Genomic DNA, 12,568 nt, shown 5'->3' with positions numbered 1-12,568 from the left:
CCACTTTTTTGTTCCGTCGCGGGCTCCTCCACAAAAAAGTGGCCCCTCGCTCGTGACTTCGTGTCCCTTCGCTTCGCTACGGGCCACGAAGTCAAAAGTTTGCGGCTCCGCCGCTCTCCGCGCTGCGCGCGTCGATCACTGGGGTGGGACTGGGTCGGGGGCGCTGACGCGCCTGGGGGTGGGGGGTGGGGTGGGGTGGGTCGCTTATCGTGGCGGGGTGATTGTGCCTTCGCAGCGGGGTGGGTTGCTTGCCACCGGGGTTCGTTGGGGTGATGGGCGGCCCTATTTGGTGTTGAGCGATTCGGGGGACGGGGAGTCGCTTCAGTCGCTTGCGCCGGGGGGTAGTGCCGGGTGGCGGTTGGTGGGGCCGCGGGTGTGTGTCGGGATTCGGCGCAAGGGTGGGCGGCGGGTTTCGTGTCCTGCGGGGGCGGAGTTGCCGGCGACGGCCGCGCGGTCGCAGTGTGAGGGGTGTGCGCTGGCGGATCCCGGGCGGCGGCTCGCGCGGGATCAGGCGATGGATGATCCTCGGCCGTTCTCGCTCTACCTCGCGTGGTTCGGGCCCGGGCTGGTCAAGGTCGGGCTGACCGCCACCGAGCGTCGCGCGGCGCGGCTCGCCGATCAGGGGGCGCCGATGTTCACCTGGCTCGCGCACGGGCCGCTGGTGCCCATCCGCGGCACCGAGCGGGCGTGTTCGGCCACCGGCACGGTCCGGGAGCGCATACCGCACAAGGCGAAGGCGGCGGCCTGGTGGCGTACCCGCGAGCCCGGCCTGCCGACCGAACTCGCCGACGCACACGCGCGGTTGACCCCGCTGCTGCCGGACACGCTGACCCCGGCGCCGTGCGACATCCAGGACCTGACCCGGTTCTACGGACTCGCCGAGGCGCCGCCGCCGACCCGGGATCAGGTCGCCGGGCTCGCCCACGACGCGCTGCTGCACGGCGAGTTGACCTGCGTCGCGGGCCACGACGCGCTGATCACGACGGACAGCGGTCCGCTGTTCGTGGATCTACGGCTGCTCACCGGCTGGCAGTTGACCCCGGCTCGGGGTCGCACCCAGGGCGTCACCGTCAAGCCCCTGGAGACGGGCCGGGCGCCGGATGGGTCGGTACAGGAGGGGTTGTTCTAGCGGCGCACCCGGGGGCGCGACACCGCTCGGATCCGTGACACCGACGGTACCGCTCAGATCCGGGACACCGACGGGCAGGTGCCGGGCGCGCTCGTGTTGTCGATGGGCTTGCTGCGGTCGTACGGATCGATCGTTGCCGGGGCCTTGGTCGGGGCATCCGCGGGGATTCTGTCCTCCGGGAACTCCGGGCGGATGAAGGCGTCTTCGCGGGTGCACGAACTGTTCGCGATGTCGTTCTCGATCTTCGCCACGGAGATCCGGCCCCGTGGGGTGGAGCGGTAGCGAGGGGCCCGGTAGACCTTGGTCTCCAGCACCCGGCGAACCACGGAACGGGTGACGCTCGCGCCGGATCCGCTGCCGGTCTTGGCCACCGGGTAGACGAACGAGAAGTCGGCGTGCACGGTGAGCATGCCCTCCCCGTCGACGTCGTAGCCGGCGATCCCGTTGACCTTGACCACCGAGCCGACCGGCTCGACGTCCTTGGGGTCGAACCTGGTCACCCACGCCTTCGGGTTGTCACCCGAATCCCACCGGGTCGCGGTGATCGCGTTGTCGATCCGCGCGACCAGTTCGTCGGAGGGATCCAACAGGGCGAGAAAGCCGGCCGGGCGGGCGCCCGCGAGCACGTCGCGGTCCAGGTTGCCCGCGATCAGCAGCCGGCGGGTCAGGTCCAGGGCCTCGGCGACCTCGGCGGCGGAGTACCCGGGCACCGCCTTGGCCTGGGGCATCGACAGGCCCGCCTCGTTGTCCGCGTAGTTGAGCGCCGGGGAGCCGGCGAACGGGTTCTTCCGGGTGGGCCGGTTCGGGTCCAGGTCCTGCCGTTGCGCCGCCACCGAGGGTACGGAGGTGGCGAGCCCGGTCATCGGCGGTTGCACCAGCGGGTCGTCCGCGGTGGCCGTGTTGGACGCGCTGAACCAGCCGAACACCCGGTCCGGAGCGGCGGCGAAGGCCACCAGGGCGAGCACCGAGACGGTCAGCAGGACCGTCCTGAGCCGAGGCCGTCGACCGCGCGTCCTGGGCGGGTCGGACCGCCAAGGGCGCTCCGGCGGCGGCTCGTTCGCCCACTGGCGAGCCAACATCCTTGCCCGTGCGGATCCTTCGGTGCGGGTCGCGCCCTTGACGAAATCCTCGTCGAACACGTACGAGGCGAACGGATCGTTCGCCTCGGCCCCGTCCGACGAACCACCCGACTGTCCATCGGTCCGGTCGCGGCCATCGCCTGCGTCCCGGTCCCCCCTGTTCTCCGACACGCGATCAAGATATCGACGCCCACCGACAGAGTTGGCCGATAGTGGTGCTTGTCACGTTTGGCGAGGGAAATGGTCGATTGCACGATACGGATGCTTTCCGCCTCGGGCATCCTCGCGCCGAGCGGGGCGGATGTGTGTTCTTGACTTCGAGTTCACTCCAACTCTTAGGGTCCCGGTCATGAACAGCGCACCCGACACCGTCACTTCGGACAACCGCTACGAGCGTGGCCTCGCCGTACTGCGACAGGTCTCCGGCACCGATCGGCCCGCCGTGCTCGAAAGCCTCGTCGACATCGCCCCGGACCTGGCCCGGTACACCGTCGAGTTCGGCTACGGGGACATCTACTCGCGCCCCGGACTCACGCTGCGGGAACGCCAGTTGGCCAACGTCGCGGCCCTGGCCGCGATCGGTCACGCGGCGCCGCAGCTCCGCTTCCACCTGGCCGGCGCGCTCAACGTCGGCTGCACTCGGCGCGAGATCGTGGAGACCCTGATCCAGGTCTGCGTCTACGCCGGCTTCCCGGCCGCACTCAACGGGCTGACCGCGGCTCGGGAGGTCTTCGAGACCCGTCCGGCGGCGACCGAGGCCACGCCGAGCCGGGCTTGCGTGCCCGGCGAGACCACCACCGACCGCTACCGCCGGGGCCTGGCCGCGCTCACCGAGATCGACGGCCACGTCGGCGAACAGGTCATCGCCTCGCTCCGCGACATCGCCCCGGATCTGGGCCGCTACCTGCTGGAGTTCGCGTTCGGCGACGTGTACTCGCGTACCGGCCTGGACCTGCGGACCCGCGAACTCGTCACCGTCGCGATGTGCACCGCCCTCGGTACGGTCGCGCCGCAGCTCGCGGTGCACATTCACGGCCTGCTCAACGTCGGCGGCACCGAGGACGAGGTGGTCGAGACGATCACCCAGATGGTCGGCTACGCGGGTTTCCCCGCCGCGTTGAACGGGATCACCGTGGCCCGCACGGTGTTCGCCGAACGGGCCGCGGCCGGCTCGGCGGGCTGAGAGCTAGGAGCCGTCCGGCCCGTCGGCCTGCGGCAGCATGTAGACGTCGCGGCCCTCCACGTCCACGAACGCGTCGCTCGCCCGGAAACCGACCCGGCGGGCCAGGGTCAGGGACGGCACGTTGGCCGCGTCGATCACCGCGACGATCGGCATCGTCGGGAGCGTGCGGCGGGCCAGTTCGAGGGTGGCGTCGACCGCCTCGCGGGCCAGGCCCCGGCCCCAGGCGATCGGGGCGAAACGATAGTAGAGGTTGAACACCGGTATGCCGTCCGGCCGCAGCCGCCGGGTCAACTGGGTCCCGGCGAAGCCGAACACCCCGGCCGGATCCGCACGCGGCGCGACCGCGCAGTAGCCGATCCCGTCCCGCTCCCAGTCCTCGATCATCGAGTCCAGGAACGCCACCCCCTCCTCGGCCGACCGCATCGGCCCGTGCGGGTTGTAGCGATTGGTCTCCGGGTCCCCGTGCACGGCGAACACCGCCGCCGCGTCCTCGGGGTGGGGCCGGGTCAGAACCAGCCGGGCGGTCTCGACGACCGTGATGCGAGATGACACGCGGATGCCGTTCGGATCGATTCGGTTCGGATCGGGTTGGAATTTGGGCTGATTGGCTTCGGGTTTGGTTCGGGTGTCCAGGTTACTGAAGCTTCGGTACGACCGTCCGGGGCCGCGGTTCGTCCGCACGGGCCGGCTCGCGGCCGAGTTCGGCCCGCCCGGCGGCCCGCCGGTAGCCGCAGACCCGTTCGGCCGGTCGGTCAGTCGTGGTCCGCGAGCAGGTGCCGGGAGCCGTCGATGCCCACACCCTCGCGGCGCAGCGCGCGGGTGCGGTGTTCGCGCGGGCTGATCCCCCGGACCCGCTTGAAGGCCGTGCTGAGCGCGAACGCGTCGCCGTAGCCCACCTTCTCCGCGATCCCGCCGACCGTGGCGGTCGGTTCGCACAGCAGATCCGCGGCCAACGCGAGGCGCCAGCCGGTGAGGAAGGTCATCGGTGGTTCGCCGATCAGCTCGGCGAACCGGCGGGCCAGCGACGCCCGGGAGAGCCCCGCCTCGGCGGCCAGCGACGCGACCGTCCACGGCTGCTCGGGGTTGTTGTAGATCAGGCTCAGCACGTGCCCGATCACCGGATCGCGGTAACCGCGGTACCAGCCCGGCGCGTCCGTCCCCGACCGGGCGAACCAGGTGCGCAACATCGCGATCAGCAGCAGGTCCAACAGCCGGTCCAGGACCGCGTCCTGGCCGGGGCCGTCCTTGACGATCTCCTCGGCCAGCAACGGGATCAGCGGGGAATCCCCCTCGCTGTGGCGGATCACCGCGAGCGTGGGCAGCGCCTCCAGCAGCGAGCGGCTGACCTCGCCGGCCATCTGGTACGTCCCGGTCAACATGATCGTCTCGGCGTCCGCGCTGTTGCCCCAACTCCGCACGCCCAGGGCCATCTCCTTGGCCAGGTCGCGGCCGTCCGGGGTCGAACAGCGCTGGCCGGGATGGATGACGATCTGCGGCTGCGAGCCGGGCTCGTCGGAGATCCGGTAGTGGTCGGGGCCGCGCACGATCGCCACGTCGCCGGCGGTCAGTCGTACCGCCTCACCCCGGTCCAGCGCGATCCAGGCATGGCCGCGCACCATCGACACGATGGTCAGTGGCGCCTCGTCGTGGATCCGCATGGACCACGGCGGGCTCAACATCGAGCGGAGCAGGAAGGCGCCTTGCGCCCGGGGCCCGTTGAGCAGACTCGCGAGAGCGTCCATGTGCAAATCCTAGACGATCGAACATGCAATTGGGTGTTTCAGCGATGTTCAGTCTCATCGCCAGGGCCTTGAATAGAGCCATGACGACGAACGAACAACACCTCGCGAACACCACCGACACCGCCACGCTGGTCCTCGGCGGGACCGGGAAGACCGGCCGCCGGATCGCCGAGAAGCTCACCGCGCTGGGCCGCCCGGTGCGGCTCGGCTCCCGGTCGGCGGCCGTTCCGTTCGACTGGGCGGACCGCACCACCTGGGCCCCGGCGCTGCGCGGCATCGACAGCGTGTACGTCTCCTTCCAGCCCGACATCGCCGCGCCCGGTGGCGCGGACACGGTCGGCGCGTTCGCCGACCTCGCGGTCGAGAGCGGTGTCCGGCACCTGGTGCTGCTGTCCGGGCGCGGCGAGCCCGAGGCACAGGACGCCGAGGCCCGGGTGCGGGCGTCCGGCGCCGAGTGGACCATCGTGCGGGCCTCGTTCTTCGCGCAGAACTTCGACGAGGGCGATTTCCTCGGCCCGATCCTGAGCGGCGAGGTCGCACTTCCGGTCGGCGCGGTGGGCGAACCCTTCATCGACGTGGACGACATCGCCGACGTCGCGGTCGCCGCGCTCACCCAGGACGGGCACACCGGCCAGGTCTACGAGGTGACCGGGCCGCGGTTGCTCACCTTCGCCGACGCGGTCGCCGAGATAGCCGGGGCAACCGGCCGGGAAATCACGTTCGTGCAGGTCCCGTTGGAGGCATACTCGGCGGTCCTGGCCGAGCACCAGGTGCCGGCGGAGGTCATCGACCTGTTGTCCTTCCTCTTCGGCGAGGTTCTCGACGGACGCAACGCACACGTCTCCGACGGTGTGCGGCGCGCGCTCGGCCGGGCACCCCGCGACTTCTCCGACTACGTACGCGACGCCGCCGCCCGCGGTGTCTGGAAGGTGTGACCATGAGCGGCCCCCTGTTCATCTCGACGCTTGTCGCAGCCCTGGGCTGCGCGACCATGGGCGGAGTCTTCTTCGGCTTCTCCTCCTTCGTCATGGCGGGCCTCGGCCGGCTGCCGGCGGCTCAGGGGGCCGCGGCCATGCGTTCGATCAACGTCACGGCCGTGACCGCGCCCTTCATGGCCGGCCTGTTCGGCACCGCGCTGCTCTGTGTGGGGCTGGGCATCGCGGCGGTCGTCTCGTGGGGCGAGGCGTACGCGGTGTACCTGCTCGTCGGCGCCGTGCTCTACCTGATCGGCGCGATCGTGCTCACCGCCGGCTACCACGTGCCCCGCAACAACGCGCTCGCCGAGGTCGAGCCGAACTCCGCCGCCGAGGAACGCCTGTGGGCCGGCTACCTCGCCGACTGGACCAGAGCGAACCACGTGCGCGCCCTCTCCGGCATCGCGGCCGCCGCCTGCCTCGTCGTGGCCCTGACCCGCTGACGACGCGACACCACCCACACCACTCGAAAACGGGGATCCGGGCATGACCGAGCAGTCCACCACCGCACCCGAAACCGCGCGTCCGACCCGCACCGCCGCCGTACTGCTCGGCGCCACCCTGCTCACCACGGGCCTGGTCGCCGGTGTCTACTTCTGCTTCGCCGTCGCGATCATGCCGGGCCTGGGGCACGTCGACGACCGCACCTTCATCGACGTCCTCCAGCAGGTCAACAAGCGCATCGAGAACCCGGTCTTCTTCGCGTGCTTCTTCGGCGCCCCGATCCTCGGCGTGATCTCGATCGTGCAGACCCGCAAACTCGGCCACACCGAAGCGAACCGCTGGATCATCGCCGGCGTGGCCCTCGCCTTCGTCGGCATGCTGATCACCATCGGCGGCAACATCCCGCTCAACAACAAGCTCCGGGACGCCGGCGACCCGGCGAAGATCGCCGACCCCGCCAAGCTCCGCGACGACGTCGAAAACGCCTGGATCGCCTGGAACACGGCCCGCACCCTCGCCGCCACCGCCGCCCTCGCCACCCTCACCCGAGCCACCCACCTCCTCCCCCGCACCTCCCACACGTCCCACACCTCCTGACCGCACAGGCCGCCAGGACCCGCTTCGTTGAGCAATCGCTCACCGAAGCGGGTCTCGACGCGTTTTGGTGGCCGACCACGAAGTCCCGGCGGACGCTGCTCCATACCGGTGAACGATCGGCATTCGAGCCGCACGCCGAGCAACCGAATCGCACATTGGTGCGATGGACTTCATGGACCTGCGCCGTCCCGAGTACTCCTACATGTTCGGCTTCCTACAAGGCGACGGTCATCTCGCCGCGGACACCCGCCAACGCGGCAGGCTGAGCCTGGAAGTCGGCGTGCGTGACCGTGGGTTGCTGGAATGCTTCCAGCGCCTGTGCCCGTACCCCAGTGCGATTCGCGAGCGCACTCGCGCGACGAACTTCTCGGCCGAGCACACCTCGGCGACCTGGACCGTATACGCGCTGGAGGCCCGAGAGACCCTGCGAAGCCTCGGCATGCCCTACGGAAAAAAGTCCGCCTCGATCGGCCCGCCCCACGACGACCACATCGCGCGCGACTACGTACGCGGACTCGTCGACGCGGACGGCGCGGTTGGCATCACCGCCAAGGGTTGTCCGCTCCTGAGCCTGACCACTTCGAGCCGGGCCGTCTCGGACTACTTCTGCGCATACGGTCTGGCCGTCAGTGGCGTACCGCGACACCCCGGCAGGAACACTCGCGATGGCGTCTTCAACATCCTCTACACCAGCGATCCGGCCGTCGAGATCGCATGTGAGCTGTACTACGAAGGCAGTCTCGCGCTCGTGCGAAAGGCCGCGAAGGCCGAGAGCGTCAAGGCGTGGGAACGCCCGGCCGGCATGCGGGCCCGGTCGGCACCACGTCGCTGGAACGACGCCGACGACGGCGTCGTACTGTCCCACCCGGCCGACGTCGCCGCCCGATTGCTCGGCCGGACCGTCGCAAGCTGCACGATCCGCCGGTGGCGGCTCGACAAAGCGGGGGAGCCGGTCGAACCGACTCCCCCGCAACCGACGCTGTTCTCGTGACGTGCGCTCAGCCCTTGACCGTGATCAGCGGCTTGAGGTGCGTGACGATCTCCACCAGATCGGACTGCCGGCGCATGACCTGATCCAGATTCTTGTACGCACCCGGGATCTCGTCCACGACACCCGCGTCCTTGCGGCACTCGACGCCCTTGGTCTGCTCGACCAGGTCCTTGACCGTGAAGCGCTTCTTCGCGGCGTTCCGGCTCATCTTCCGACCCGCCCCGTGCGACGCCGAGTTGAACGCGTCGATGTTGCCGAGGCCGCGCACGATGTACGAACCGACCGCCATCGAACCCGGGATGATGCCGAGGTCGCCGCTGCCGGCCCGGATCGCGCCCTTGCGAGTCACCAACAGATCCACGCCGTCGTAGGTCTCCTCCGAGACGTAGTTGTGGTGGCACGAGATGGCCCGGTCGAACGTGACCTGCCGCTTCGTGAAGTACTTGGACACGACCTCGCCGTACAACGCGAGCATCAGATCCCGGTTGAGCCGCGCGTACTCCTGCGCCCAGTACAGGTCGGCACGGTACGCCTCCATCTGGGGCGTGTGCGCGATGAAGACCGCCAGGTCGCGGTCCACGAGGTCCTGGTTGTGCGGCAACGACTGAGCGACACCGATGTGGTGGTCGGCGAGTTCCTTGCCGATGTTGCGCGAGCCGGAGTGAAGCTGCAGCCACACCCGACCCTCGTTGTCGCTGTCCAGGGACAGGTAGTGGTTCCCGCCGCCGAGCGTGCCCAACTGGCTCGCCGCCCGATCCCGACGAAAGTGCACCGCAGGAGCGAGCCCGTCGAACCGGCTCCACATGTCGTCCCAGCGGGCGACCGGGAAGGCATGCAGTTTTCGCACATCCACCGGGTCCTTGTGGCCCATGTGCCCCACCGGCACCTTTGCCTCGATCCGCGAACGCAGGTCCGCCAGGTCGTCCGGAAGGTCCTTGGTGGTGAGCGAAGTACGGATCGCGGACACGCCACAGCCGATGTCCACGCCCACCGCCGCCGGGCAGACGGCGTCGCGCATGGCGATTACCGAGCCGACCGTGGCGCCGCGGCCGAAGTGCACGTCGGGCATCACGGCGAGGCCGTGCAGCCAGGGCAGGGTGGTGATGTTGCGGAGCTGCTGCATGGCCTGGCTCTCGACCGCGGCGGGGTCGGTCCACATGCGAATGGGTACCCGGGCGCCCGGGACCTCGGTGTACGACATGACTGGGTCACTCTCCTGAGTGGGTACGACGAAACATGAGCACATCGGCTCGAAGACTTGGTGGGCCGTCCCGGCGCACTCCGGGTGGTGAATCCGGGTGCGGCACGGGGCGGCCGGTGGCGGGGGCCGCAGGGTTTGGCGACTGCGGGCCCCGCGGAGCGGAAGCGAAGCAGGGGTTACACGCGGCGGGCCGAGGCACCCTGGACGGGGCATCGGCTGTTGTCACGGAACCGCACCGGCTCGCTCCTCTCCCTACGAGGACAGGACACACGGAAGGACCTGTCGTGGCTGGAGACCCATCAAGCCACGGCAACCGCCCACCCCGCAAAGGGTTTTCCCGATCGGCGCAGGGGCGCGACCGGCGGGCGCCCCCGCGCGCACCTCGCGCGCCGCTGTGACAGCCAACCGGGTCGGGCGTACATTCCCGAGGCATGTTCGTCGTCGGGGTAGCCGCGTGGATCACCGCCGTAGCCTGTGTCGTGTTCGGCCGCGATCGGCATCGACCCGGGGTGCGACCCGTGGTCCGCGACTTCGACGGCGACGGCCCCCGGGAGCGCACCGAGTTCCCGCGCGGCACCCGGGCCGGCCGGCTCGCCGGTGCCGCCGCCGCCCTGGTCGGCGTGGTGGCGTTCGTGCTGAGCGCCCGGTGAGCCGGCGACGGCCCCGGGGTCAGGTGAAGACGACCGTGCGGGTCCCGTTGAGCAGCACACGCCGCTCGGAGTGCCACTTGACCGCTCGCGAGAGCGCCTGGCACTCGACGTCGCGACCGACCGCGACCAGGCCCGCCGGGGTGACCGCGTGGTCCACCCGCTCGACCTCCTGCTCGATGATCGGGCCCTCGTCCAGGTCGCCCGTGACGTAGTGCGCGGTCGCGCCGATCAGCTTGACCCCGCGCGCGTGCGCCTGGTGGTAGGGCTTGGCGCCCTTGAAGCTCGGCAGGAACGAGTGGTGGATGTTGATCGCACGGCCTTCGAGCTGCTTGCACAGGTCGTTCGACAGGACCTGCATGTACCGGGCCAGCACCACCAGTTCCACGTCGTACTCGCGCACCAGGGCGAGCAGTCGCGCCTCGGCCTCGGCCTTGGTGTCCCGGGTCACCGGGATGTGGTGGAAGGGCACGCCGTACGAGCGGGACAACTCCTCGAAGTCGCGGTGGTTGGACACCACACCCAAGATCTCGATCGGCAGCGCGCCGATGCTGCTGCGGAAGAGCAGGTCGTTGAGACAGTGGCCGAACTTGCTGACCATCACGAACACGCGCATCCGCGCGTCCCCGTCGTGGATCTGCCAGTCCATGTGGAAGGACGCGCCGACCGCGGTGAAGCCGGCCCGCAGCGCGTCCAGCTCGACGCCCTGCTCGGCGGTGAAGTGCACCCGCATGAAGAACAGGTCGGTGTCGCGGTCGCCGAACTGCTGGCTGTCCACGATGTTGCAGCCGGTCATCATCAGGAAGCTGGCGACCGCGTGCACGATGCCGCGCTTGTCCGGGCAGGACAGCGTCAGTACGTACTGGCCGCCGGTCGACCCGGCACCGGTTTCGTCGACAGGCCGGCTCTGCTCGGTCATGGACGCGCCCTTCTTCTCCATCTGCGGCATTGGTACGGCTCTCGGTTCTCCGCCACCCGGCCTTGCGACGCCCGTCCGCGCGGTGGATCCGCCGCCGTCGAGCGGGCCGAGCCGCCGGTCGTACAGGATCCCACGTCCCGCGCGGGCTCAGCGCCCGCCGGTGCGGATGCGCAGCACGTCGAGCGAATCGGGTGGCAGGTCCGGGTCCTCCTCGTCCGTCCCGGCGAGTGCGACGTGCGCGGCCCGTGACGCGGCGACCACCTGCGGCCAGCGCGGGTGGGTGAGGTAGGCGGGCGCGGGTGCGTCCTCGCCGATGTCGTGCAGGACGGCGAGGATCTCCAGCACCGCGGCGTCCACCAGCGCGGCCTCGTCCGCGTCCACGACCAGGCAGCCGACGTAGGTGCTCGCGGACCAGCGGTCCAGCCACGAGTCGCCGACGAGGCGATAGACGGCATCGGTGATCGAGCCGTACTCCGGGCGGCCGGCCAGCCAGGACTCGCGCTGGAACGTCGGGTCGCCGAACATGTGCAGCGCGGAACGGACCTGGGCCCGCCAACGCCACCACGGAACGGTGCTCTGGCGCATACGTGTCATCGTGGCGCCTCCTCCCCTGTCTCCGCTTCGGTTTCGCCGATCCGATCCTGTTCCGTTCCCGATCGGTTTCGGGCGGGATGCTTTCGATCACCGCGAATTCCCACCGATCATGCCGCAGACCGGACCGATCCCGGCAACCGGGCGGTCCACCCGGCGCACCTGCTCGACAGCGGGTCGACAGCGGGTCGCTCAGTCCACGACCTTGATCGTGACCAGTCCGCGTTCGACGTCGTACACCCGCAGCGCGGCCACCTCGAAGCCCGGGTGGTCGCGGATCCAGTTCTGCGCCCCGCGCACGATCCGGGCCGCGGTGTTGAACGCCTGCGCGGCCTCCGTCGTGTAGTCCCCCGGCAGGTGCGAGGACAGGTCGGTGTCGATCGCGATCTCGTACTTGCCCTTGTGGTCCAGGGTGAGCCGCACCTGCTGCAGCCGGCTTCCTTCCGGGGCGGTGTGCAGCGCGGCCAGCATCGCCGCGCCGTAGTCGTCCGCGGCCGCCTTGCGGTCGTCCCGCTCGGCGCCGAGCCGAAAGTCGATCGCGTCGCGGTCCGAGTCGAGGATCTCCACCCCGCCGACCCACAGCGCCGGGTGGTCCTCGGCCCACTGCGCGGTCTCGGTGAGCAGCTTGCCCGCCCGGTCCCGGACGATCTCCTCGGCCTGCACGTTCGAGCCGTCGCCGCGCACCAGGTCGGTTTCGAGCGTGACCTTGTAGACCTTGTACGAGCTGGCCACTCGGACCCTGGTCACGTGGCCCCCGTGCGGGGTGGTCCGCAGGTGGGTCAGCAGCTCGCTCCCGTAGGCACCCGATTCGGCGGTGTCACCGGCGGCGGCGGGCGGGACCACCGGCGGCACGCTGCCGCTCGGGCGGTCCGCCGTGATCGGCTTGGAGCCCGTCGAGGACAATCGCGCCGCACTCGGCCCGGCGCTGGTCACCGTGTCGGCGATCCGGCCGGTGTCCGAGGATCCGGAACACGCGGCGACACCGGCGATGGTCGTGGCGAACAGCACGACCACCGACAGTCGTGTGCGCTTCCGTATGCGTATCAAGGTTCGTGTTCACCCCCTGTCACC

Annotated in this window: 14 protein-coding genes; 7 read left to right on the top strand and 7 right to left on the bottom strand. The window is 70.1% G+C overall.

Translation table 11 applies throughout. The features are described 5' to 3' along the window. Nucleotides 1-514 precede the first annotated feature (514 nt). Entirely contained in the window at nt 515-1,129 is a 615-nt protein-coding gene (locus ACH4U8_RS28330; protein ID WP_360324188.1) for a DUF2797 domain-containing protein, read from the top strand. Nucleotides 1,130-1,182: 53 nt separating this feature from the next. Here ACH4U8_RS28330 and ACH4U8_RS28325 read toward each other — a convergent pair whose 3' ends face one another. Beyond that, entirely contained in the window at nt 1,183-2,379 is a 1,197-nt protein-coding gene (locus tag ACH4U8_RS28325; RefSeq protein ID WP_395781007.1) for a hypothetical protein, read from the bottom strand. A 178-nt stretch (nt 2,380-2,557) separates the two neighbouring features. Here ACH4U8_RS28325 and ACH4U8_RS28320 point away from each other — a divergent pair, with 178 nt between their 5' ends. Continuing rightward, the gene (locus tag ACH4U8_RS28320) at nt 2,558-3,391 is read left to right on the top strand and encodes a carboxymuconolactone decarboxylase family protein (RefSeq protein ID WP_395781005.1); all 834 of its coding nucleotides are present in this window, start codon (nt 2,558-2,560) and stop codon (nt 3,389-3,391) included. A gap of 3 nt (nt 3,392-3,394) precedes the next feature. On the opposite strand, the gene ACH4U8_RS28315 is transcribed toward ACH4U8_RS28320, so the two are convergent. Further along, the gene (locus tag ACH4U8_RS28315; protein WP_395781003.1) at nt 3,395-3,943 is read right to left on the bottom strand and encodes a GNAT family N-acetyltransferase; all 549 of its coding nucleotides are present in this window, start codon (nt 3,941-3,943) and stop codon (nt 3,395-3,397) included. Nucleotides 3,944-4,143: 200 nt separating this feature from the next. After that, the gene (locus tag ACH4U8_RS28310) at nt 4,144-5,133 is read right to left on the bottom strand and encodes an AraC family transcriptional regulator (RefSeq protein WP_360324180.1); all 990 of its coding nucleotides are present in this window, start codon (nt 5,131-5,133) and stop codon (nt 4,144-4,146) included. Between the two features lie 80 nt (nt 5,134-5,213). Between ACH4U8_RS28310 and ACH4U8_RS28305 the strand changes: the two genes are divergently transcribed. The 4 genes from ACH4U8_RS28305 to ACH4U8_RS28290 all read left to right on the top strand — a co-directional run bounded on the left by ACH4U8_RS28305 (nt 5,214) and on the right by ACH4U8_RS28290 (nt 8,139). Continuing rightward, a complete protein-coding gene (locus ACH4U8_RS28305; protein ID WP_395781001.1) occupies nt 5,214-6,068 on the top strand; it encodes an NAD(P)H-binding protein in 855 nt (284 codons plus the stop codon). A gap of 2 nt (nt 6,069-6,070) precedes the next feature. Next, nucleotides 6,071-6,550, top strand: coding sequence for an anthrone oxygenase family protein (locus tag ACH4U8_RS28300; RefSeq protein WP_360324176.1), 480 nt, complete (start codon nt 6,071-6,073; stop codon nt 6,548-6,550). Between the two features lie 43 nt (nt 6,551-6,593). After that, nucleotides 6,594-7,148, top strand: coding sequence for a DUF1772 domain-containing protein (locus ACH4U8_RS28295; protein ID WP_395780999.1), 555 nt, complete (start codon nt 6,594-6,596; stop codon nt 7,146-7,148). A 163-nt stretch (nt 7,149-7,311) separates the two neighbouring features. Then, nucleotides 7,312-8,139, top strand: coding sequence for a hypothetical protein (locus ACH4U8_RS28290; RefSeq protein ID WP_395780997.1), 828 nt, complete (start codon nt 7,312-7,314; stop codon nt 8,137-8,139). A 7-nt stretch (nt 8,140-8,146) separates the two neighbouring features. Here ACH4U8_RS28290 and ACH4U8_RS28285 read toward each other — a convergent pair whose 3' ends face one another. Continuing rightward, on the bottom strand, nt 8,147-9,340 hold the full coding sequence (locus tag ACH4U8_RS28285; RefSeq protein WP_395780995.1) for an RtcB family protein: 1,194 nt from the start codon (nt 9,338-9,340) through the stop codon (nt 8,147-8,149). Between the two features lie 431 nt (nt 9,341-9,771). Here ACH4U8_RS28285 and ACH4U8_RS28280 point away from each other — a divergent pair, with 431 nt between their 5' ends. Beyond that, nucleotides 9,772-9,990: a hypothetical protein gene (locus ACH4U8_RS28280; RefSeq protein WP_395780993.1), complete on the top strand. Its 219-nt coding sequence runs from the start codon at nt 9,772-9,774 to the stop codon at nt 9,988-9,990. 19 nt (nt 9,991-10,009) lie between these two features. Here the strand turns inward: ACH4U8_RS28280 and purU are convergent, their stop codons facing one another. The 3 genes from purU to ACH4U8_RS28265 form a co-directional block, all read right to left on the bottom strand. Beyond that, nucleotides 10,010-10,906: a formyltetrahydrofolate deformylase gene (gene purU, locus ACH4U8_RS28275; RefSeq protein WP_395780991.1), complete on the bottom strand. Its 897-nt coding sequence runs from the start codon at nt 10,904-10,906 to the stop codon at nt 10,010-10,012. Between the two features lie 147 nt (nt 10,907-11,053). Then, nucleotides 11,054-11,491, bottom strand: a complete 438-nt coding sequence (locus tag ACH4U8_RS28270; RefSeq protein ID WP_360324190.1) for a hypothetical protein — start codon at nt 11,489-11,491, stop codon at nt 11,054-11,056. Between the two features lie 198 nt (nt 11,492-11,689). Further along, complete coding sequence (locus ACH4U8_RS28265) at nt 11,690-12,544, bottom strand: hypothetical protein (RefSeq protein ID WP_395780989.1); 855 nt, start codon at nt 12,542-12,544, stop codon at nt 11,690-11,692. Between the last annotated feature and the right edge of the window lie 24 nt (nt 12,545-12,568).

The organism is Embleya sp. NPDC020886, assembly GCF_044333915.1.
Lineage (GTDB): Bacteria > Actinomycetota > Actinomycetes > Streptomycetales > Streptomycetaceae > Embleya.
Note: the sequence above shows the minus strand (reverse complement) of the source record. Positions and strands in the feature narration are given on the sequence as shown.